The organism is Cupriavidus oxalaticus, from assembly GCF_016894385.1.
Classification (GTDB): Bacteria; Pseudomonadota; Gammaproteobacteria; order Burkholderiales; family Burkholderiaceae; genus Cupriavidus; species Cupriavidus oxalaticus.
The window spans coordinates 2,306,285-2,327,124 of the sequence record NZ_CP069811.1 but is presented as its reverse complement, the minus strand read 5'-3'; the positions used below and the strand labels follow the sequence as shown (position 1 = coordinate 2,327,124).

Annotated in this window: 20 protein-coding genes; 16 read left to right on the top strand and 4 right to left on the bottom strand. The window is 65.6% G+C overall.

Annotated features, from left to right (window positions below; genetic code table 11):
- The first annotated feature begins 26 nt into the window (after positions 1 to 26).
- From JTE92_RS10110 to JTE92_RS10080, 7 genes are all read left to right on the top strand, one after another.
- Complete coding sequence (locus tag JTE92_RS10110; protein ID WP_063237242.1) at positions 27 to 962, top strand: LysR family transcriptional regulator; 936 nt, start codon at positions 27 to 29, stop codon at positions 960 to 962.
- A 157-nt stretch (positions 963 to 1,119) separates the two neighbouring features.
- Positions 1,120 to 1,590 (top strand): MaoC family dehydratase, encoded by a 471-nt coding sequence (locus tag JTE92_RS10105; protein WP_063237241.1) that lies wholly within the window; start codon positions 1,120 to 1,122, stop codon positions 1,588 to 1,590.
- Positions 1,591 to 1,771: 181 nt separating this feature from the next.
- Positions 1,772 to 2,647 carry an HpcH/HpaI aldolase/citrate lyase family protein gene (locus JTE92_RS10100; protein WP_116386908.1) on the top strand — a complete coding sequence of 292 codons (876 nt, stop codon included), beginning with the start codon at positions 1,772 to 1,774 and terminating at the stop codon, positions 2,645 to 2,647.
- Between the two features lie 25 nt (positions 2,648 to 2,672).
- Entirely contained in the window at positions 2,673 to 3,134 is a 462-nt protein-coding gene (locus JTE92_RS10095) for a MaoC family dehydratase (RefSeq protein WP_042877232.1), read from the top strand.
- A gap of 24 nt (positions 3,135 to 3,158) precedes the next feature.
- Positions 3,159 to 4,325 (top strand): acyl-CoA dehydrogenase family protein, encoded by a 1,167-nt coding sequence (locus JTE92_RS10090; RefSeq protein WP_063237239.1) that lies wholly within the window; start codon positions 3,159 to 3,161, stop codon positions 4,323 to 4,325.
- A gap of 141 nt (positions 4,326 to 4,466) precedes the next feature.
- A complete protein-coding gene (locus JTE92_RS10085) occupies positions 4,467 to 5,150 on the top strand; it encodes a nitroreductase (RefSeq protein WP_063237238.1) in 684 nt (227 codons plus the stop codon).
- A gap of 211 nt (positions 5,151 to 5,361) precedes the next feature.
- Positions 5,362 to 6,165, top strand: coding sequence for an IclR family transcriptional regulator (locus JTE92_RS10080; RefSeq protein ID WP_063237237.1), 804 nt, complete (start codon positions 5,362 to 5,364; stop codon positions 6,163 to 6,165).
- Positions 6,166 to 6,181: 16 nt separating this feature from the next.
- Here the strand turns inward: JTE92_RS10080 and JTE92_RS10075 are convergent, their stop codons facing one another.
- On the bottom strand, positions 6,182 to 6,955 hold the full coding sequence (locus JTE92_RS10075; protein ID WP_063237344.1) for an IclR family transcriptional regulator: 774 nt from the start codon (positions 6,953 to 6,955) through the stop codon (positions 6,182 to 6,184).
- Positions 6,956 to 7,271: 316 nt separating this feature from the next.
- Between JTE92_RS10075 and JTE92_RS10070 the strand changes: the two genes are divergently transcribed.
- Both JTE92_RS10070 and JTE92_RS10065 read left to right on the top strand, forming a co-directional pair.
- Positions 7,272 to 11,312, top strand: a complete 4,041-nt coding sequence (locus tag JTE92_RS10070) for a DUF748 domain-containing protein (protein ID WP_063237236.1) — start codon at positions 7,272 to 7,274, stop codon at positions 11,310 to 11,312.
- Positions 11,313 to 11,405: 93 nt separating this feature from the next.
- Positions 11,406 to 11,603 (top strand): rubredoxin, encoded by a 198-nt coding sequence (locus JTE92_RS10065; RefSeq protein ID WP_029047538.1) that lies wholly within the window; start codon positions 11,406 to 11,408, stop codon positions 11,601 to 11,603.
- Between the two features lie 34 nt (positions 11,604 to 11,637).
- Here the strand turns inward: JTE92_RS10065 and JTE92_RS10060 are convergent, their stop codons facing one another.
- The gene (locus tag JTE92_RS10060) at positions 11,638 to 11,805 is read right to left on the bottom strand and encodes a hypothetical protein (RefSeq protein ID WP_169834797.1); all 168 of its coding nucleotides are present in this window, start codon (positions 11,803 to 11,805) and stop codon (positions 11,638 to 11,640) included.
- 70 nt (positions 11,806 to 11,875) lie between these two features.
- Complete coding sequence (locus tag JTE92_RS10055; protein WP_063237235.1) at positions 11,876 to 12,055, bottom strand: hypothetical protein; 180 nt, start codon at positions 12,053 to 12,055, stop codon at positions 11,876 to 11,878.
- Positions 12,056 to 12,341: 286 nt separating this feature from the next.
- Between JTE92_RS10055 and JTE92_RS10050 the strand changes: the two genes are divergently transcribed.
- The 6 genes from JTE92_RS10050 to JTE92_RS10025 all read left to right on the top strand — a co-directional run bounded on the left by JTE92_RS10050 (position 12,342) and on the right by JTE92_RS10025 (position 18,041).
- Entirely contained in the window at positions 12,342 to 12,845 is a 504-nt protein-coding gene (locus JTE92_RS10050; protein WP_063237234.1) for a hypothetical protein, read from the top strand.
- 316 nt (positions 12,846 to 13,161) lie between these two features.
- On the top strand, positions 13,162 to 14,499 hold the full coding sequence (locus tag JTE92_RS10045) for a cytochrome c oxidase subunit II (protein ID WP_063237233.1): 1,338 nt from the start codon (positions 13,162 to 13,164) through the stop codon (positions 14,497 to 14,499).
- A 10-nt stretch (positions 14,500 to 14,509) separates the two neighbouring features.
- The gene (ctaD, locus tag JTE92_RS10040) at positions 14,510 to 16,267 is read left to right on the top strand and encodes a cytochrome c oxidase subunit I (protein WP_063237232.1); all 1,758 of its coding nucleotides are present in this window, start codon (positions 14,510 to 14,512) and stop codon (positions 16,265 to 16,267) included.
- Entirely contained in the window at positions 16,264 to 16,911 is a 648-nt protein-coding gene (locus JTE92_RS10035) for a cytochrome c oxidase subunit 3 family protein (RefSeq protein ID WP_063237231.1), read from the top strand. The genes ctaD and JTE92_RS10035 overlap by 4 nt, the downstream gene beginning before the upstream one ends.
- Before the next feature lie 33 nt (positions 16,912 to 16,944).
- Complete coding sequence (locus JTE92_RS10030; protein WP_063237230.1) at positions 16,945 to 17,646, top strand: heme-copper oxidase subunit III family protein; 702 nt, start codon at positions 16,945 to 16,947, stop codon at positions 17,644 to 17,646.
- A gap of 8 nt (positions 17,647 to 17,654) precedes the next feature.
- A complete protein-coding gene (locus tag JTE92_RS10025) occupies positions 17,655 to 18,041 on the top strand; it encodes a cytochrome C oxidase subunit IV family protein (RefSeq protein ID WP_063237229.1) in 387 nt (128 codons plus the stop codon).
- A 77-nt stretch (positions 18,042 to 18,118) separates the two neighbouring features.
- Here JTE92_RS10025 and JTE92_RS10020 read toward each other — a convergent pair whose 3' ends face one another.
- Positions 18,119 to 19,558, bottom strand: coding sequence for an NAD-dependent succinate-semialdehyde dehydrogenase (locus JTE92_RS10020; protein ID WP_063237228.1), 1,440 nt, complete (start codon positions 19,556 to 19,558; stop codon positions 18,119 to 18,121).
- Between the two features lie 816 nt (positions 19,559 to 20,374).
- Here JTE92_RS10020 and JTE92_RS10015 point away from each other — a divergent pair.
- Complete coding sequence (locus JTE92_RS10015) at positions 20,375 to 20,836, top strand: tripartite tricarboxylate transporter TctB family protein (protein WP_063237227.1); 462 nt, start codon at positions 20,375 to 20,377, stop codon at positions 20,834 to 20,836.
- Positions 20,837 to 20,840 lie beyond the last annotated feature (4 nt).

Sequence of the window (20,840 nt, the reverse complement as noted above, 5' to 3'; positions counted from 1 at the left end):
CCGGTTCCAGCACTGAAGGAGACACCATGAGCACGCTGAGCGTGCATGGCCTGACCCGGCGGGTCGACCTGTTCACCCTGCGGCTGTTCCTGACGGTGGTGGAAGAGCGCCAGATCCGCCGCGCTGCCATTCGCGAGAACATTGCCGCCTCCGCGGCAACCAAGCGCATCCAGGATCTGGAAGACATTGCCGGCGTGCAGTTGTTCGAGCGCAATCCCAGCGGCGTCGCGCCGAGCGCGGCGGGCGAAGTCCTGGCGCGCCATCTGCGCCTGCTGTTCGAGAACCTTGAGGACATGCGCCGGGAACTCGGCGAATTCTCCGAGGGCGTTCGTGGCCATGTCACCGTGGGCACCACGGGCGCCGTCATCATCCAGTACCTGGCACGCGAGATCGGCGAATTCTCCCGCAACTTCCCGCTGGTCGAGCTGGAGCTGAAACAGGACGCCAATACCAACCTGGTGCGTTCGGTGGTGGCAGGGGATGTCGACCTCGCGGTGTATATCGTCAGCCCGGATATCGACGATGAGCCGCTGGACAGCCTGCCGTATCGCGTCGACCGACTGGTCGCGCTGGTGCCGCATGGCCACACGCTGGGCGAGCAGCCAGAGGTCGCCTTCGCCGATCTGATCCGCGAGCCGTTCATTGCCATGCACCCGAACACCACGCTGATGTCCGATGTCAATCGCGCCGCGCGCGAGATCGGCCGGGTGGTGCATCCCAAGTTCACGATCAATGGTCCCGAGGCGGCGCGCAGCCTGGTTGAGGCGGGCCTTGGCGTGACCATCCTGCCGGAGTGCATGGTCTCGCTTGAGGCCAGCACGCGCTCGACTGTGTTACGGATCCCCGAACCATGGACGACTCGCAGCGTGCGCATCGGCACGCGCCGCGGCAAGGCGGTCACGGCGGCGACGCGCGCGCTGATCCGCCAGCTGACCGAGCAGCCTGGGCCGGGGTCATCCTGACCCGACCGGCATACCGGATGCCTGATCGCGGTTGGCGAATCGCCGTGTCGCGGAACACAACTTGGCGCCTCGCCGCCTGCTGATTACCCTTGAGGCGTGACGGGATGCTGCGTCGTGGCATGCACATGCAAGTCCCGTCTTTCAAGGGAATGGACCCATGTCAGACGCCGCGACCGGCCGCTACTTCGAGGACTTTGTCATCGGCAGCGCCTGCCGGCATGCTATCCACAAGACCATCTCAGAGGCCGATAGCCTCCTGTTCAGCACGCTGACCTATGGCATGGAGCCATTGCACGTGGACGAGGCGTATGCCGAAGCCGCACCATATGGCATGCGTGCAGTCAACAGCATCCTGCTGCTGGGGCTGGCATGCGGGATCGGTGCGGCCGGACTGGCACGGGGCCTGGTGCCGGGCACCGTTGCCTTCTGCGACGTGCGCTTCACGCGGCCCGTCTTCATCGGCGACACCATCCATGTCGAGAGCGAGGTGCTGGACAAGCGCGACGACCCCGCGCGCCCTGACGCCGGCCTGATCGAACTGGAGCGTCGCGCCTATAACCAGCGCAACGAGGTGGTAGCCAAGTTTCGCTGCCTGCAACGATTGCCGAGACGCCATCCCGCAGGCTGAAGCCGTCGGTGCATCGCCGGTTCGCGCAATGCGAATCGGTGGTTCGCCAGTCACTACTTGAGTACAACAACCTGGCCCATCTAGCATCAAGGCCACGGGATCTCCCAAAATTTTTTCGCCGTTTATCTAACGGTTGTAAGGCAGTAATCGTTACCAGGAGACGAGGATGAGTGTAAGTGCCATGAAACCGATACGATCCATGATGTTCGTGCCGGGCAACAAGCCAGACTGGATCGTGAAATCGGTGGCAGCCAGAGCGGATGCGCTGATCCTGGACCTTGAGGACAGCGTGCCGCCGGCCCAGAAAGTCGAGGCGCGTGAGATCGTCAAGTCCAAGCTGGACTGGCTGGCTGGGCAGAAGCCGCGCATCTGGGTGCGCATCAATCGCAGCGCGCATCTGTACGACTACGAAGACATCCTGGCCATCGTCCATCCGGTGGTAGAGGGCATCATGATCTCCAAGCCTTGCGGCCCCGAGGACATTCATACTGTCTCGTCCATGCTGGCCGAGGCCGAATACCGCGCCGGCCTGCCGGTGGGCCACACCCGGGTGATCCCGCTGCTGGAGACCGCCCGCTCGCTGCAATACGCCTACGAGATTGCCCAGCACGAGCGCGTGCCCGCCATCGTCGGCGCCACGGCCAAGAACGCCGATGTGGCCCGTGCCCTCAAGACCGTCTGGTCGCTCGAAGGGCGCGAGACCTTGTACCTGAAGTCGCGCATCGTCATGGCCGCACGCGCCGCGGGCAAGCTGCCCATCGGCGGAGTCTGGCAGCAGGTGCATGACCTCGAAGGGCTCAAGATCTCATCCGCCAATGACCGCCAGCTGGGCATGAGTGGCGAGCTGGTGCTGCATCCCTCCAACGTCGACATCGTCAACACGACCTACAGTCCCACCGAGGAGGAAGTGGCGTTCTACCAGGGAATGATCGATGCGCTGGAAAAGGCCCAGGCCGAGGGTCGCGCCTCGTGCGTCTATGACGGCGAGCACATCGACATCGCGCATGTGAAGACGGCACGCGAAATCATCGAGCTCGCACAATCGTTCAACAACTGATAGCGACCATCCAAGGAGATAGAAAATGGCAGGCCTATACTTCGAAGAATTCAAGCCCGGCATGGTGATCGAGCACGCCATCCGCCGCACCGTCACCGAGACCGACAACGTCCTGTTCTCGGCCATGACCTACAACTGCGCACCGCTGCACATCGACGCCGAATACAGCAAGAATACGTTCTACGGCCAGCGCCTGGTCAACAGCATGTTCCTGCTGGCGCTGGTGGCTGGCATCACGGTGTACGAGACCACGCTGGGCACCACGCTGGGCAACCTCGGCTTCGGCGAGATTGCTTTCCCCAAGCCCACCTTCCACGGCGACACCATCCGCGTCGAGACCGAAATCATCGAAACCCGGATTTCCAAAAGCCGCACGGACTCCGGCATCGTCACCTTCAAGCACGTTGCCAAAAACCAGCGCGACGAAATCGTCTGCACTGCCGTGCGCACCGGCCTGATGATGCTGCGCCCCGCCGACAAGGCCTGATCCGACACCTGCTGGAGTAAAGCGATGGATTACCAACTCAGCGCCGATCAGCTCGCCATTATTGATGCGGCAGAAAAGATCTGTGCGGACTTTCCGCTCGAGTACTGGCGGAACAAGGACAAGAACCACGAGTTCCCGCACGAGTTTTTCGAGGCTGTTGCCAGTGGCGGCTGGCTCGGGATCTGCATGCCGGAGGAGTTCGGCGGCGCGAACCTTGGCGTGACGGAAGCCGCGCTCTTCCTGCGTACCGTGGCCGAGTGCGGCGGGCAGGCGGGCGCGTCCACTATCCACATGAACATCTTCGGCTTGCAGCCGGTCGTGCATTTCGGCACGGATGCGCAGAAGAAGGCCTGGCTGCCGCCCTTCGTCCGTGGTGAACACAAGGCGTGTTTCGCCGTCACCGAGCCGGACACGGGGCTTGATACCACCAAGCTCAAGGTCGTGGCGAAGAAGCAGCCCGATGGCAACTACCTGATCTCGGGCAAGAAGGTCTTCATTTCGACCGCGCAGGTCGCCGACCACATGCTGATTCTCGCGCGCACCACGCCGGTCGAGGAGGTCAGGAAGCACGGCGAAGGGCTGAGCCTGTTCTACACCAAGCTCGACCGCAACTATGTGGAGATTCGGGAGATCGACAAACTTGGCCGTGCCGCTGTCGATACCAACGAGTTGTTCATCGACGATCTGCCGGTTTCCAAGGACTCGCTGATCGGTGAAGAGGGCAAGGGCCTGAAGTATATCTTCCACGGCATGAATGCGGAGCGCGTTTTCGTCGCCGCCGAGCAGGTCGGTATCGGCCGCGCGGTGCTCAAGCTTGCCACGCAATATGCCAAGGACCGTGTCGTCTTCGGTCGACAGATTGGCAAGAACCAGGGTGTCCAGCATCCGCTGGCGCGCAACTGGGCGGAGCTAGAGGCTGCCAACCACATGCTGCTCGCCGCTGCCGATCTCTACGACAAAGGGATCTCCTGCGGCTCGGAGGCCAACGCGGCCAAGCTGCTGGCATCCGAGGCCTGCATGAACGCTTGCCAGACCTCGATCCTCACGCATGGCGGCTTCGGCTACGCGAAGGAATATCACGTGGAACGATTCATGCGCGAAGCCTGGATCGGCTACATTGCGCCCGTCACCCCGCAGCTTATCCTGTCGAACATCGCCGAGCGCAAGCTCGGGCTGCCGAAGTCTTATTGACCAGTTCGTGGCCCACAACGTGTTGGGCCTGCGCAAGTCGCCCTGATGGGCCACGCCACCCTTCTCGTGTTCGGGGAAGGTTGGCGAGCATCGCCGGGGCCGCCGCCCGGCACGAACTAACTCCTGGAAGGACTGGTCCTCATGACCGCACACCATGCCGATATTGACGCGCTACGGCGCTTGATCTTCGGGCGCGCCACGTGCCGCGCCTATTTGCGCGAGCGGGTGCCGGAGGACGTGATCCGCAGCATCGTCGACGCGGCGCGCGGCACCGCCTCGTGGTGCAACACGCAACCCTGGGATCTGGTGATTACTTCGGACGAGAGCACTGAAAAGTTCAGGAATGCGCTGATGGAGCAGGTGCGGCAGCACCCCGAACTGGACTCTGACTTTCCGTTTCCCGACGAATACCGGGGCGTCTACCTCGACCGTCGCCGCCAGGCCGGCTTTCAGCTCTATGAAGCGCTGGGGATTGGCCGCGGCGACAAGGAGCGGCGCGAAAGCCAGTCGTTCGAAAACTTCCGCCTGTTCGGTGCGCCGCATGTGGCGATCGTCACCGTGCCGGCGGAGCTGGGCGCGTATGGCGCTGTGGACGCGGGCGGCTTCGTCAGCGCCTTCCTGCTGTCAGCCCAGGCTCATGGCGTGGCCACCACGCCGCAGGCGGCCCTGGCCATGCAGTCCAGCTTCATCCGCAATTACTTTGCCATTCCGGAGGGACGCAAGGTGGTGTGCGGCATCTCCTTCGGCTACGCCGACAGGGCACACCCGGTGAATGGCTACCGCACCGAGCGAGCCCGGGTCGACGATATCCTGCGCCTGGTTTGAGGCGCGCGCCGAGCTCTCAGCGGGCGGGGGAGACTGGGCCGGCGTTAACCAGTGCCGGCCGCCCGGCACGCGGGGTGCTGGATCGCGGTTGGCGAATCGCCGCGTCGCGGAAGACAACTGGGCGCCTCGCCGCCAGCTGATTACGCTTGAGGCGTGACGGGAATAACGGCACGGTCCAATGAAGGCCGGGCCGGAAAAAATGGAGACAGCCATGGCAACCGTTCAAGCCGTGAAGCAATCGAACCGTGATCTCGACAAGGGTGACGTGCGGGTGGTGCCGCTGGCACGCGGCCTGGCCGTGCTGGCTGCATTCTGCGCTGAGCATCCGTGGCTGGGCAACCAGGAGATTGCCATGGAGACCGGTATTCCGGCGCCTACCGTGTCCCGGATGCTGCATTCCCTGGCAGCACTCGGCTATGTGCGCTACGACGAGAGCCGGCGCAAGTACCGGCTTGCGTCCGCCGCATTGACCCTAGGCTACGCGGCCGTCTCGGGCGACAGCGTGCAACGCGCCGCCCGCATCGAGATGCAGAAATTCGCCGACACCAGCGGTACCCATGTCATCCTGGGTGCGCGCGACCGGCTCGATGTCATTGTCAATGAATCGCAGGTTGGCAAGAACGTCTATCTCGACACGCACCTTGCCGCCGGGATCCGCGTGCCGATTGCTTCGTCCCCGATGGGCTGGGCGCTGCTCGCCGCATTGCCGGAACGGGAGCGTTTCTACCTCCAGAGCAACGTCGAGCGCAAGAGCGGCCGTGATTGGCCCGCGCTGCGCAGGCAGATGGCCGAGGGCATCTCACAACTCCACCAGTACGGCTTTTGCATGTCGCCTTGCGGTCGCGAGCTGGCTTCGGTTGCGGTACCTGTCAGCGTGCCGGGACATCCGTCAGTGGTGCTGGCCAGCGTTGGCCGCAGCGCGGGCATGAATCGCGCCAGGATGGAGCGGGAGTTGGGGCCGAGGCTCGCTGCGACGGCGCATGCCTTGGAGGAGCGCTTGAGCACGCATCACTGATGACGCGGATTGAGCGTCAGATCTGCGTATCAATATCCCGCAGCAGTTCGACAAGGTCGGCTGCTGCGGCCTTCAGCACAGGCGCGAGGCGTTCTGTGATGGCTGCCATGTCCGGCTCCAGCTCAACCGCGCCGCAGCTCAGCGACATCAGTGTGGCCGAACGTCCCACCGTGACAGGCAGGGCAATCCCGTAAGCATTGCGCTGATACTTGCCCAGGGAAGTACAGACCCCAAGCGTCTGCAGGTCCTGGAAGGCCGCAGCGATGCCGCGTTCGAGTTCGGCGATGCGCGCGCCGTCCGCGCGCTTGAGGGTTTCCAGGTATTCATGCCGGGCATCGGGGCGCAAGCCCCACAGCCAGGCGCGGCCGGTTGCCGTCCAACCCATCGGCAGCAGCGAGCCCACGCCGAGGCGCAGGGTCGCAATGCGCGAACTGGTTCGATGCGCGATATAGAGCATGTCGAGCTGATCGGGCACGGCAAGGGCAACCGACACATTGAGCTGGTTCGCCAGTTCCTGCAGGAAGGGATGCACGCGATCGGTGACCGGGTTGGTTTCCAGGTAGGTGTCCCCGATGTGGAGAGAAGCCGGGGCCAGCTCGAACTGCGTGCTGCCGGCAACGCGGCGCAGGAAGCCCAGCGCGATCAGGGTGGTGGTCAGCCGCGACACCGTCGCTTTTGGCAGACCGGTACGCTTGACGATCTCGCTGTTTGTGAGCGTCGTACGCTCGGCACGGAAGGCACGAAGCACATGAAGGCCCCGTTCCAAGGTCATCGTGATCTGTGCTGTCATGAATGGGTTCGCGTTGCGTGCGCTGTGTTTTCCATACCACTTGAACTGATAGTAGCGGCGGCAAACGCGCGGCTCAAATGCCGATTCGCGACCCGGCGATTGCCGGATCGCGATGTGGCGGATAACCCGCAGGCTCGCGGCAAAACGCTTCGCAAAGGCCATAAAGATGCCAGATCGGCATTTTTGGTGTTGACTGCGCAATCCCGATGTCTTTGCTTTGTCCGAAACCGTTGCCATAATGTCGGCAAAAAAGTGAAATCCGGGGCACAAAGAAGCGTGTAATGCCGGAGTATGGGGTCAGATCTCCTGGGACGACATGGAATTCAAGCAATCCATTCAGACAGCGGCCGCCACGCCGCGCGGCCGGCTGGCGACCCGCATTGCCGGCGGCGTGGTTGCCGCGCTCGCGGTGTTCGGGCTGGCGGGCTATTTTGGCGGACCGCCGCTGCTCAAATACCTGATCGAAAAGAACGCGACCGAAGCGCTCGGGCGCAAGGTCACGCTGGGCAAGGCGCATGTGCGGCCGTTCGAGCTGGCCGCCACGCTGTCTGACCTGACGATCTACGAGCGCGACGGCAAGACGCCTGCGCTGACCCTGGGCGAGGCCGAGGCCAATACTTCGCTGGCATCGCTGTGGCACCTGGCCCCGGTGGTGGACAACCTTCACGTCGACCGCCTTGCCGTGCGCGTGGCGCGCGGCGCCGACGGCCGCATGAGCATTGCGGATGTCCAGGAGAAGTTCGCGGCACTGCCGCCCAAGCCGGCCGATGCCAAGCCGGCGCGCTTTTCCGTCAACAATATTGCCGTGACCGGCAGCAGCATCAGCTATGACGACAAGCTGCTCGACACCAGTCTGCGCGTCGACCACCTGACGCTGACGCTGCCGTTCCTGTCCAACCTGCCGCATGATGTCGAGATTGTGACGCGGCCGACGCTCAGCGCGCAGGTCAACGGCACGCCGCTGGCGCTCGACGGTGAGGTGCTGCCCTTCGCCGATTCGCGCCAGACCCGGCTCAATGTCAACCTCGACGGGCTCGACGTGACGCGCTTCATGGCCTTCGCGCCGCTGCTGCGGGACGCCGAGGTCAAGTCCGGCAAGCTCGATACGCGCCTGACGGTGGCGTTCCGCCAGCAGAAGGACACGCAGGAAATACTGCTGATGGGCTCCGCCGTGCTGCGCGATGCCGATATCCGCACGCGCGCGGGCCAGCCGCTGCTGAAGAGCGGCCGGCTGGCGCTGGACATCGCCCGCATCGAGCCGCTGGCGCACCGGGCCCAGCTGCGCAGCGTGGAAATCGAAGGGCTGGGGGTGCAGGCCGTGCGGCGCGCCGACGGCACGCTGAACCTGGCGACGGCGTTCCTGCCGCAGGCGGCAAGCAAGTCGACCGACGGGGTGGCGCCAGCTCCGGCCCCGGCTCCGGCCGCGTCTGCGCCCGCCGCGCCTTCTTCCCCGCCTTCTTCCGCGCCTTCGTCCGCGCATTCGTCCGCGCCTTCCGCACAAGCCGCGCCGGCCGGCTCCGCGCCCAGGGAGCAGCCCTGGCGCTATGCGGTCGACCGCATCGTGGTGAAGCAGGCCAACTTCGGGTTTGAGGATGCGCTGGCGCCGTCGGGCCCGGGCAAGCTGGCGCTCGGCCCGCTTGACGCCGAGGTCAAGGGCTTTGCCGGCACCGAGGGCGACAAGCCGGCGCATATCGATGCCACCCTGACCGTGGCCGACGGCCAGACCCTGCACCATACCGGCGACCTGCTGCTGCGCGACGGCACGCTGGCCGGCACGCTCGAGACCACGGGACTGCGGCCGCAGGGGTTCGCCGCATGGTGGCCGCGCGAGCTGCGCAGCCAGTTCGGCGAGACCGCGGTCAATGCCGAGCTGCACTACCGCATGTCGTGGGCCGCCCCGCAGTTCCAGTTCGTGCTGGAAAAGTCCCGGGTGGAACTGGCGCCGCTCTATGTCGCCACGCGCGATCCGGTAGTGATGCCGGCCGCGCCCGCCGCCACGGCCGGCACTGGGAAGGACGCGTCGACACAGGCTCCGCAGCGCGCCAGCCGCCGTGCGCGCGAGCGCGCCGAGGCCGACCGTGCAGGCGCCAACCTGCCGCTGCTGCGTGCCGAGAAGCTGGTGCTCGACGATATCCAGCTCGATCTCGCTCGCCAGACCTTCGCGACCAGCCAGGTGACGCTGGCGCAGCCGCAGATCGCGACCACGCGCGACCATCGTGGCGAGCTGATCGAAATGGCGCGGCTGTGGGCCAGCGAATCGGCACAGCAGGCTCGCGCCACCCCGCGCAAGGCACCGGCCGCCGCAGCGAACGCCGCCCATGGCACCAATGGCAAGAACGGCAAGAACGGCAAGAACGGCAATGTTGCCGCAGGTGTCTGGCAAGCCAGGATCGGCAAGATCGCCATCGACGGCGGCAGCGCACGCGTGGCCGACTACCAGCCGGCCGAGGCCAACCGCGGCCGCCCCGTGGTGCACCAGTTCCGTAATATCGCGCTCAGCACCGGCGCCATTGCCTGGCCGCTGACGCCGGCGGCGGTGCCGGTGAAGCTGCATGCCGAATCCGGCCGCCGCGGCGTGATCGGCATCGACGGCACCGTCTTGCCCGCCATGCCGGCGAGCCGCCTGCAGCTGGACCTGCGCCAGGTCGAAATCGGGCCGCTGCAGCCGTACCTGGCCGACCGCCTCAACGCGGCGCTGCGCAGCGGCACGCTGACCGTCAAGGGCAAGCTCGACGTCGATGCCCCCACCGGCAAGCCGATCGCCGCGCACTTTGCCGGCAACGTGCTGGCCGGCAACGTGCGCACGGTCGACCGCGTCAGCGGCGAGGATTTCCTGCGCTGGCGCTCGCTCGCGCTGTCGGGCATCGACTTCGCGATGGACGAGAGCAAGGGGCCGATGCGTGTCAGCCTGGGCAATATCGCGCTGTCCGATTTCTACGCGCGCGTGATCCTGAACGCCAATGGCCGCCTGAACCTGCAGGACGTGATGGCCGGCGGCGCGGCCAGGGGCGAGGCGGCGCCGTCCACCAGCCTGACGCAGGCCAGCCCGGCCTCGGCGCCGGCAGCGCCGCCGGTGCAGGCCGGCGACACGCGCACCGCGCAGGTCGAGCAGAAGCCGGGCGGGCCCAAGCCGCAGATCCGCATCGGTGGCGTGTCGGTGAGCCAGGGCAACATCAATTTCTCGGACTTCTTCGTCAAGCCGAACTACACGGCCAACCTGACCGGCATGAAAGGCTCGGTGTCCAAGGTGTCGTCGGGCGATCCCGCGCCGGCCGACCTGGTGCTCGACGGCCGCATCGACGACGACGCGCCGGTCACCATCAGCGGCAAGATCAACCCGCTGGGCGAGCAGTTGTTCCTGGACATTGCCGCCAAGGCTTCGGGGGTCGAGCTGACGCGGCTGACGCCGTACGCCGCCAAGTACGCCGGCTACCCGATCACCAAGGGCAAGCTGACCGTCGACGTCGCCTACAAGATCGAGAACGGCAAGCTGGACGCGCGCAACCACCTGTTCCTCGACCAGCTCACCTTCGGCGAGCGCGTCGACAGCCCGGACGCCACCAAGCTGCCGGTGCTGCTGGCGGTGTCGCTGCTGAAGGACCGCAACGGCGTGATCGACGTGAACCTGCCCGTCTCCGGCTCGCTGTCGGACCCGGAGTTCAGCATCGGCGGCGTGATCGTGCGCGTGATCGTCAACCTGCTGACCAAGGCGATCACTTCGCCGTTCTCGCTGATCGCCTCGGCCTTCGGCGGCAGCGGCGAGGAACTCGGCTATGTCGAGTTCGCACCCGGCACGTCGACGCTGACGCCGGCGGCGAAGGACAAGATCGGCAAGCTCGGCCAGGCACTGAACGACCGGCCTTCGCTGCGGCTGGAAATCAGCGGCCGCATCGACCCGGCGACCGACGAGGCCGGCGCGCGCCGCACGTGGCTGGATGCGCGCGTGGCCGAGCAGAAGCGGCGCGACCTGCGCAACAGCGCGCAGGCCGGCACCGAGGCCGGCGATGACGAGTCGGGCGAGCAGGGCGCCGAGATCAAGGTGTCGAAGCAGGAGTACCCGAAGTACCTGGAAGAGGTCTACAAGCGCACCTCGATGAAGAAGCCGCGCAATTTCGTCGGCTTTGCCAAGTCCCTGCCCCCTGAGGAAATGGAGAAGCTGCTGATGGCCAACGCCACTGTCTCGGAGGCGGACCTGAGGCGGCTTGCCGAGCAGCGCGCGCTGGTGGTCAAGCAGTCGCTGGAGCGCGAAGGCAAGGTGCCGGAGAGCCGGCTGTTCCTGACCGCGCCCAGGCTCACCGCCGAGGGCATCAAGGACAAGGGGGCGCCGAACCGGGTGGACTTCTCGATCCGCCAGTAGCCCGATGGCCGGCGGCGCCCGTCACGGTGCCGCCGGCAAAAGACGGTATGATTCGGCCCGGACAATCCGTTACGACCGAATCAGGAGTGTGTTTTGCAGCAGGATCAACTGGAAGCCGCCGTCGCCTACAAGACCTGGGTGTGCGTGATCTGTGGCTGGGTGTACGACGAGGAACAAGGCTGGCCCGAAGACGGCATCGCCCCCGGCACGCGCTGGGAAGACATCCCCGACGACTGGCGCTGCCCGGAATGCGACGTCGGCAAGGGCGAGTTTGCGATGATCGAGCTGTAATGCAAGCGGCGCTTTGCAGCGCCGATATGCTGCACTAGCCATGCGGCCGCGATGGCGGCCGGCACAGTCCGGCGCGCTGCGGTGTGTGCGCGGCGCAGCGCCGGTAGCGCATCCGGTATGGGTGGCTGCAGCGCCAGAGCGCCAGCAGAACGGTGACAAGCAGCAGCGCCGCCATGATGGCGGCAAGCAGGCCGATCGACATGGCGGCCCTCCCTCTCGCGGATGCAGCGAAACGCCTGGTCCGGCCTGTGTGACTGGGCTCAGGGCCGGACTCAGATCAGCATCGGCAGCGCTTCCAGCACCAGCACCGCGACCAGCGCGCCGATCAGCGCTCCAATGGTCCGGCAACTGATACGCAGGTACTTGGCGGTCACCGGGATCGAGCCCATGGCGATCACGCCTACCAGCGCCATCGGAATCAGGAATACAAGATCATGCGCGGTGAAGTGCATGGCGGTCTCCTGTCTCTCTTTTGTGATTCCAGTATAGGCAGTGTGTGCGGCGCGCAAGCCAGCGCGCATCGGGATTGTCCCGTAGCGCGCACAGCAGGCCGGCGCCGCGGGTATCGGCACCGGCACATCCCGCACTGCAGGCGTTGCGCCACGCACGCAACGGACGTGTTTTTCGCCATGCCGGCGGCCTCATGGCAAGCGCGTGTCCTATGCTGATCAGAGACGCGGGGCCGATCCCATCCATGTCGAAGCCCCGCCGATTCGAGAGAGAGAGACGGAGGTGGCTATGGAACTTCACATGCGATCGCACCATTACGTGCGGCGCCTGCCGGACTGGACCGCGGCAGCGGTGTCGGGGCTGGCCGCGGGCGCGCTGCTGCTGGTGCTGGAACTGTTCTGGTCGTCGATGGTGTCGGGCATCAATCCGTGGGTGGCCACGCGCATGATCGCGGCGATCGTGATGGGCCCGGACGAGCTGCAGACGTCGCTGTTCAGCGTCGGCACCGTGGCAGCGGCACTGGTGATCCATTTCGTGCTGGGCGCGGTGCTGGGCATGATCCTGGCAGCGATCATCGCGCCGTTCACGCTGGACTCGAGCCTCGGCATGGCGATGCTGGCCGGCGCCGTGTTCGGGCTGGTCGTCTACTTCTTCAATTTCTATGTGATGACGCGCGCGTTCCCGTGGTTTGTCGAGGTGCGTGGCTGGCATACGTTCGTCGGCCACCTGATCTTCGGCGTGACCGCGGCGGCGTGCTACTGGAAGCTGGAAAGCAAGGACGTGTCGCACTGAGGCGACGACGCACTTAGCCGCAGTACTCAGCGGCCGCATCGAAACATTTTTAACCCGGGGATCGTGCCCGAACGGCACGGCAAGACGCATGCACGTTTCCAGCGCGCTTTGGCCACTACGCGGGTCCGCGCGCGACCACGGCGGCGGCATGGAACCGAAGGGTTCCTGCCGCCGCTTTTTCTTGGCGGATCGCTTGTGCATTGCGGCACGCATTAGCGCGCCATGTCGCCTTGCAGTGACCTGACGGCATGCACTAGTCTTATCTAACCCTGCGTGACTTCCGCATCCCTCGCCGCGCGCGAGGAGGAGGGTGGTTATGGCGTTGGCCATTGCACTCGTCGTCATCGTCGTCGCTTCGGTGCTCTTCCATTTCCTGAGCCCGTGGTGGGCGACCCCGCTGGCGTCCAACTGGAAGCAGATGGACGACACGCTGACCATTACCCTCGTCATCACCGGATTCTTTTTTGTCGTCATCAACCTCTTCGTCGGCTATATCATCTGGCGCTACCGGCACAATGCGCCGCATCCCAATGGCGGCACCGGCCACCGCGCCGCTTACCAGCCGGAAAACCGCAAGCTCGAATGGTGGCTGATCGGCGGCACCACCATTGGCGTGGTGGCGTTGCTGGCGCCGGGCCTGTTCGTCTACGCCGACTACGTGCGCCCGCCGCGCGAGGCGATGGTGCTGGAGGTGGTTGGCCAGCAATGGTCGTGGGCGTTCCGTTTTCCCGGCAAGAGCGGCGAGCTGGGTGCCTCCGACCCGCGCTTCATCACCGGTTCCAATCCACTCGGCCTTGACCCGGACGACCCGCGCGGACAGGACAACATCGTCATCGTGGGTCCCGAGGTACACCTGCCGCTGAACAAGCCGGTGAAAGTGCTGCTGCGCTCCAAGGACGTGCTGCATGATTTCTACGTGCCGCAGTTCCGCGCGCGCATGAACATGGTGCCGGGCATGGTGACGTCGTTCTGGTTCACGCCGACGCAAACGGGGCGCTTTGAAATCCTGTGCGCGCAGCTGTGCGGCGTGGGGCACTACAACATGCGCGGCATCGTGGTGGTGGACGAACCCGCCGCGTATGAAGCCTGGCTGGCGAAACAGCAGACCTTTGCCATGGCGCTGGCGAAGGCGGCGGCACCGCCGGCGGCTATGGCGGCCGCAGCGCCGGCTGCCGCCGGCGACGCCGGCATGGTGGAAAAGGGCCGCGCGCTGGCGCAAAGCAAGGGCTGCACCGCGTGCCACAGCATCGACGGCAACCCGAGCGTGGGCCCGACGTGGAAGGGCCTGTACGGCAAGACCGAAACCTTTGCCGACGGCAGCAGCGCGGCGGTCGACGACGCCTTCCTGCACAAGGAGATCATGGATCCGCACGCGCGCCTGGTGAAGGGCTTCGGTCCGGTCATGCCCAGGCTGCCGATGAGCGAAGACGAGGTTGCGGCGCTGATTGCGTATATCAAGTCGGCGGGGACCGGCGCTGCCGCGCCGGAAGCCGTGGCGCCGGGCGCGCCCGCTGCCGCCACCAGCGCGGCCACCACCGCCGCGGCGGGCACGGCGGCACCCGCGCCGGCGCCGGGCGCTGCCTCCGGCACCTACTCGACATCGACTGCAGTGGCCGTGCCGCCTGACGCGGCACCCGCGCCGCCGCGCAAGTGAGGAGACCCGCATGGCTTACGCCGACGATGCCGCCCATCACGCGCCGCAGAGCTTCTGGACCCGCTACGTCTGGAGCCAGGACCACAAGGTGATCGCCGTGCAATACACCATCGTGGCGATCGTGGTCGGGCTGGTGGGCGTGGCGTTGTCCAACCTGATGCGGATGCAGCTGGGTTTCCCGGGGCGCTTCGAGTTTATCGACGTCAACCGTTATTACCAGTTCGTCACCATGCACGGCATGATCATGGTGATCTACCTGCTGACGGCGCTGTTCCTGGGCGGCTTCGGCAACTACCTGATCCCCTTGATGGTGGGCGCGCGCGACATGGTGTTCCCGTTCCTCAACATGCTCAGCTTCTGGGTCTACCTGCTGTCGGTGATCGTGCTGCTGGCCAGCTTCTTCGTGCCGGGCGGGCCTACCGGCGCGGGCTGGACGCTGTATCCGCCGCAGGCCATCCTGCCCGGCACCCCGGGGCATGACTGGGGCATCATCCTGATGCTGGTGTCGCTGGCGATCTTTATCGTCGCGGCGACGATGGGTGGCCTGAACTACGTCACCACGGTGCTGCAGGCACGCACCGAGGGCATGACGCTGCTGCGCATGCCGCTGTCGGTGTGGGGCATCTTCATGGCCACCATCCTTGCGCTGCTGGCATTCCCCGCGCTGTTCGTATCGGCGGTGATGATGCTGCTGGACAAGACCCTGGGCACCAGCTTCTTCATGCCGGCGATGGTGTCGATGGGCCAGCAGCTCGACTACAAGGGCGGCAGCCCGCTGCTGTTCCAGCACCTGTTCTGGTTCTTCGGCCACCCCGAGGTGTATATCGTCGCGCTGCCGGCCTTCGGCATCGTCTCCGACCTGGTCAGCGTGCACGCACGCAAGAGCATCTTCGGCTATCGCACCATGGTGTGGGCGATCCTGGCGATCGGCGTGCTGTCGGTGGTGGTGTGGGCGCACCATATGTTCGTCAGCGGCATGAATCCCTACTTCGGCTTCTTCTTTGCCACCACCACGCTGGTCATCGCCGTGCCCACGGCGATCAAGGTCTACAACTGGGTCATCACGCTGTGGCGCGGCGACATCCATTTCTCGGTGCCGATGCTGTTCGCGATCGCGTTTATCAGCACCTTTGTCATCGGCGGACTGACCGGGCTGTTCCTGGGCAATGTCAGCGTGGATATCCCGCTGTCGAACACGTATTTCGTGGTGGCGCACTTCCACATGGTGATGGGCGTGTCGCCGATCCTGGTGGTGTTCGGCGGCATCTACCACTGGTATCCCAAGGTCACGGGGCGCATGCTCAACGACACCATGGGCCGCGTGCATTTCTGGATCACCTTCATCGGCACCTACGCGATCTTCTTCCCGATGCACTACCTTGGCGTGCTGGGCATGCCGCGCCGCTACTACGCATGGGAGAACTACGCCTTCATCCCGGAATCCGCGCACGTGATGAACATGTACATCTCGGTGGCTGCCTTCGTGGTTGCCACGGCGCAGCTGCTCTTTGTCTATAACCTGGTGTGGAGCCTGCGCCGGGGCCAGAAGACCGACGGCAACCCGTGGCGCGCGGCCTCGCTGGAATGGCAGACACCGCAGACGCCGCCCGTGCACGGCAACTGGGGCCCGCACCTGCCGGTGGTGTACCGCTGGGCCTACGCCTACAGCGTGCCGGGCGCGCGCGAGGACTTCATCGCGCAGAACGCGCCGCCCGAAGAAGGCGGATCGGAGCCTGAACCCCACGCCAGCCGCGGAGCCATAGCATGAACGCCGACGCCGTCTACAAGGTCAGCCGCGACGACTTCGGTGGCAATCCCTCCGGCGAGAATGCCGCGCACCGCCACCCGCAGCGCCGCGCGCCGGCAAGCATCGGCCTGTGGGTGTTCATGGGCGTGGTGACATCGCTGTTTGCGCTGTTCCTGACCGCTTATGCGCTGCGCATGGACAGCCCGGACTGGCACCGCATCGCGCTGCCGTGGCAGGTGTGGCTGTCCACGGCACTGCTGGCCGCGGGCAGTGCGGCGATGGAGGTGGCGTCGCGCGCGGCGCGGCGCGGCCGCATGGGCGCGGCGCGGCTGGCGCTGCGCCTCGGCGGCCTGGGCGCCGCCGCCTTCGTGGTCTCGCAGCTGTGGGCCTGGCAGGCGCTGGGCGCGATGCAGGTGATGCCGGCCGGCAATCCGGCAGGCAGCTTCTTCTACCTGCTGACCGCCATGCATGGCCTGCATGTGCTGGGTGGCCTGGCCGGGTGGGGTTTCGCGGTGGCAGCGCGCGGCAGCGGCGGCAGCGCCGCGCTGCGCATGCGGCTGTGCGCGCGCTACTGGCATTTCCTGCTCGCCGTGTGGGCGGTATTGCTGGCCGCGCTGGGCTGGCTCACGCCCGAGCTGGTGCGCTATCTCTGCGGCACGGCCTAGGGCCCTGCGCACGCGGAAGAGGAGGAGAGCGGCATGTCAACGCAACTGTCTTCACCCTCGGCCACGCCGCCCGTGGCACCGCCGCCGGGCGGGCTGCGCGGCATGCTGGCCGACTGGTCATCGGACCAGCAGGCCTTCAAGGTGTCGTGGGGCAAGGCCATGATGTGGATCTTCCTGCTGTCCGATACCTTCGTCTTCAGCTGCTTCCTGACCGGCTACATGACGGTGCGGATGTCGACCACGGTGCCTTGGCCCAACCCCAGCGAAGTGTTCGCACTGCACGTGGGCGGCGCCGACATCCCGCTGCTGCTGATCGCCATCATGACCTTCGTGCTGATCACCAGCAGCGGCACCATGGCCATGGCGGTCAATTTCGCGTACCGGCGCCAGCGCCGCCAGTGCGCCACGCTGATGCTGGTGACGGCGCTGTTCGGGGCGCTGTTCGTCGGCATGCAGGCTTTCGAATGGACCAAGCTGATCGTCGAAGAGGGCGTGCGCCCGTGGGGCAACCCGATGGGCGCGGCGCAGTTCGGCTCGACCTTCTTCATGATCACCGGCTTCCACGGGCTGCACGTGTCGTGCGGCGTCATCTACCTGCTGGTAGTGGCCGTGCGCGTGCTGCGCGGGCGCTACGAAGCCACCGGCAATTACCAGATCGTCGAGATCGCCGGCCTGTACTGGCACTTCGTTGACCTGGTCTGGGTGTTTATCTTTGCGTTCTTCTATCTCTGGTGAGGGCGGCCATGGCATCGACTCCCGCAACCCCCACAGCCCCGGCAGCGCCTGAGCAGCCTTCCGGGCACGAGCCCGGCCATGCCGGCGCGCACACCGGCCAGCAGCATCCCATCGGGCTGTACCTGAAGATCTGGGCGCTGCTGTTCGTGCTGTCGACGCTGTCCTACCTGGTCGACTATTTCCATATCGCCGGCTACCTGCGCTGGACGCTGATCCTGGTGTTCATGTTCCTGAAGGCGGGGCTGATCGTGGCGGTGTTCATGCATATGGCATGGGAGCGCATGGCGCTGATCTGCGCCATCCTGGTGCCGCCGCTGTGCCTGCTGGTGCTGGTCTGGCTGATGGCGGAAGAAGCGAACTATACGTTCCTGACGCGCGGCAGCTTCTTCCGCTGACGGGGAGGCGCCGCCGGCACCGGGAGGGAGCCGGCGGCAGTCCGCCTTGTGCCTGCAGGACGTTCAGGCCTGGACGTTCAGACCTGGGTGATGAACTTGGTCACCAGGTAGCCATCGAACGTCTCCAGGCCCCCCTCGCTGCCGATGCCCGAGTCCTTGATGCCGCCGAACGGCGTCTCGGCCAGCGCCATGCCGAAGTGGTTGATGTTGACCATGCCCGCTTCCAGCCCGTTGGAAACTTCCGTGGCGGTCTTCAGCGAGTTGGTGAACACATACGAGGCCAGGCCGAAGGGCAGGCTGTTGGCGCGGCGCAGCACTTCGGCCGTGTCCTTGAAGCGCGTGACCGGTGCCACCGGGCCGAACGGCTCGTCGGTCATCAGGCGCGAATCGTCGGGCAGGTCGGTCACCACGGTCGGCGCGAAGAAGTAGCCCTTGTCGTTGCCGAGGGCGCTGATGCGCGAGCCGCCGGCCACCACCTTGCCGCCGCGCTGGCTGGCATCGTCCAGGAACTGCTCCATCGACAGCACGCGGCGCTCATGCGCCAGCGGACCCATCTGGGTACCGTCGTCCAGGCCGTTGCCGACCTTGATCGAGCCGATCACCTCGGTAAAGCGCGCCAGGAACTTGTCGTAGGCCTTTTCCTGGACGTAGAAGCGCGTCGGCGACACGCACACCTGACCGGCATTGCGCAGCTTGAAGCGCGCCAGCATCTCGGCGGCGGGCTCGATGTCGGCGTCGTCGAACACCAGCACCGGCGAATGGCCGCCCAGCTCCATGGTCACGCGCTTCATGTGCGCGCCGGCCAGCGCGGCCAGCTGCTTGCCCACCGGCACCGAGCCGGTAAACGAGATCTTGCGCACGATCGGCGATTCGATCAGGTAGGTCGAGACTTCGCTGGGCACGCCCCAGACGATGTTCAGCACCCCAGGGGGCAGGCCGGCATCATGGAACAGCTGGGCCAGCGCCACCACCGCACTGGGCGAGTCCTCCGGACCCTTCAGGATCAGCGTGCAGCCCGCGCCCACCGCAGCGACGATCTTGCGGATCGCCTGGTTGAACGGAAAGTTCCACGGCGTGAATGCGGCGCAGACGCCGATGGGCTCGCGCACCACGATCTGGCGCACATTGGGCTGGCGCGGCGGGATCACACGGCCGTAGATGCGGCGGCATTCCTCGGCGTGCCAGTCGGCATGCTCGGCGCAGACCATGATCTCGCCGATGGCTTCGGCCAGCGGCTTGCCCTGGTCCAGCGTGATATTGCGGCCGATATCCCTGGCGCGCTCGCGGGCCAGCTCGCCCACGCGGCGCAGGATCTTGCCGCGCTCCAGCGGCGAGGACTTCTTCCAGGTCTCGAATGCGCGCTGCGCAGCGGCGAGCGCGCGGTCCAGGTCGGCGCGGGTCGCGTGCGGCAGCTTGCCCAGCACTTCCTCGGTGGCCGGGTTGATGACGTCCTGCTCGCGCCTGTCGCCTCCCTTGATGAATTCACCGTCGATATAGAGGGCGAGATCCTGGTACATGCGTGTTCTCCTTGATGGCGTTCGATGGGCGAAGGGCAAGGCCGCGGCGGCGGCCGTCGGCGAAAGTGCAAGCTTACCGCGACTGGGGAGATCATGCAGCGGACGTTGCGCCGGGGGGCGGGCGCGTCGCTGCGCTCGCTTGGCGGGGCGCTATCGACGATGAACCCTCGGCCTGTCCCAGCCCGCCTGTTGGCTCCCCTCGCCCGCTTGCGGGAGAGGGAGCACACAATCGGCAATGCTTCCGACCCGCGCGCAGCGCAGCCATAGGCGTTTCTACCACGCCGCCTGCAGCAGGGGCCACCCACAGCTCTGGGCTCGTTCAACCATTGCATCAATTCCACGCCACGGTAGCGCACCACGGCGTCAGCGCAAAAAAACCCCCGATACCCCAAACCTGAAAGCCATTCGAAAGATCAACCTGCAATCCTGTCACCGCTGGCACTCCCTCCCAGCACACGCGCTGGCACACACAAGCGCGTCTTGACGGCCGCGCCTTGCCCTGATGCAAGCGCGCGCCGTCTTATTCGCCAGGCCAGCGCCTTCATGCCGCCTGCGCAACCACCATTTCCCATGCCGGCAGCAATGCGAAAAAATACATCACATCATGATGTATTAGGCGCTGGGTCATCAAAAACTCCCTTATTTCAAGGCACATCGGTAAATACCCCTAAACCAAGACAAATGAAAGGCCTCTGAAAGATCACCTCTTTAAGGTTCGATCCAACCGTCGGGGAGCATGCCCTTTGGCATGCCGCGCTGCGCCAGAGCCTGCGCACGTCCCGGCCCTGCATTTCATGAACTTTGAGGAGAATCGTTTTGCGCATACGCAGCCAAAAGGACTTTGCCTCCGGCCTGATGTTCATTCTGGTCGGTCTGGGCTTTTCCTGGGTCGCACGCGGCTATTCCATGGGAACGGCCGCAAAGATGGGACCCGGATATTTCCCCTTCCTGCTGGGCCTGGTGCTCGCCGTGCTGGGCGCGGTGGTGCTGCTGGGCTCGCTCTCGTCCAAGGGCGAGGAAGACCACCTTGCCCGCTGGGACCTGAAGACCCTGCTGTGGATCCTGGGTTCGGTCGTGCTGTTCGGCCTGCTGCTCAAGCCGCTCGGCATGGTGCTGTCGGTGTTCGTGCTGGTGCTGGTGTCGTCGATGGCGAGCCATGAATTCAGCTGGAAGGGCGCGTTGCTCAACGGCGTAGTGCTGGTGCTGATCAGCCTCGGTGCCTTCGTCTACGGCATTAACCTGCAGATGCCGGTGTGGCCGGCTTTCCTGGGCAACTAAGGAG

Bases quoted from the DNA above. Each gene is read 5' to 3' on its own strand.
- JTE92_RS10110 (WP_063237242.1), top strand. From the start codon at position 27: ATGAGCACGCTGAGCGTGCATGGCCTGACCCGGCGGGTCGACCTGTTC.
- JTE92_RS10105 (WP_063237241.1), top strand. From the start codon at position 1,120: ATGTCAGACGCCGCGACCGGCCGCTACTTCGAGGACTTTGTCATCGGC.
- JTE92_RS10100 (WP_116386908.1), top strand. From the start codon at position 1,772: ATGAAACCGATACGATCCATGATGTTCGTGCCGGGCAACAAGCCAGAC.
- JTE92_RS10095 (WP_042877232.1), top strand. From the start codon at position 2,673: ATGGCAGGCCTATACTTCGAAGAATTCAAGCCCGGCATGGTGATCGAG.
- JTE92_RS10090 (WP_063237239.1), top strand. From the start codon at position 3,159: ATGGATTACCAACTCAGCGCCGATCAGCTCGCCATTATTGATGCGGCA.
- JTE92_RS10085 (WP_063237238.1), top strand. From the start codon at position 4,467: ATGACCGCACACCATGCCGATATTGACGCGCTACGGCGCTTGATCTTC.
- JTE92_RS10080 (WP_063237237.1), top strand. From the start codon at position 5,362: ATGGCAACCGTTCAAGCCGTGAAGCAATCGAACCGTGATCTCGACAAG.
- JTE92_RS10075 (WP_063237344.1), bottom strand. From the start codon at position 6,955: ATGACAGCACAGATCACGATGACCTTGGAACGGGGCCTTCATGTGCTT.
- JTE92_RS10070 (WP_063237236.1), top strand. From the start codon at position 7,272: ATGGAATTCAAGCAATCCATTCAGACAGCGGCCGCCACGCCGCGCGGC.
- JTE92_RS10060 (WP_169834797.1), bottom strand. From the start codon at position 11,805: ATGTCGATCGGCCTGCTTGCCGCCATCATGGCGGCGCTGCTGCTTGTC.
- JTE92_RS10055 (WP_063237235.1), bottom strand. From the start codon at position 12,055: ATGCACTTCACCGCGCATGATCTTGTATTCCTGATTCCGATGGCGCTG.
- JTE92_RS10050 (WP_063237234.1), top strand. From the start codon at position 12,342: ATGGAACTTCACATGCGATCGCACCATTACGTGCGGCGCCTGCCGGAC.
- JTE92_RS10045 (WP_063237233.1), top strand. From the start codon at position 13,162: ATGGCGTTGGCCATTGCACTCGTCGTCATCGTCGTCGCTTCGGTGCTC.
- ctaD (WP_063237232.1), top strand. From the start codon at position 14,510: ATGGCTTACGCCGACGATGCCGCCCATCACGCGCCGCAGAGCTTCTGG.
- JTE92_RS10035 (WP_063237231.1), top strand. From the start codon at position 16,264: ATGAACGCCGACGCCGTCTACAAGGTCAGCCGCGACGACTTCGGTGGC.
- JTE92_RS10030 (WP_063237230.1), top strand. From the start codon at position 16,945: ATGTCAACGCAACTGTCTTCACCCTCGGCCACGCCGCCCGTGGCACCG.
- JTE92_RS10025 (WP_063237229.1), top strand. From the start codon at position 17,655: ATGGCATCGACTCCCGCAACCCCCACAGCCCCGGCAGCGCCTGAGCAG.
- JTE92_RS10020 (WP_063237228.1), bottom strand. From the start codon at position 19,558: ATGTACCAGGATCTCGCCCTCTATATCGACGGTGAATTCATCAAGGGA.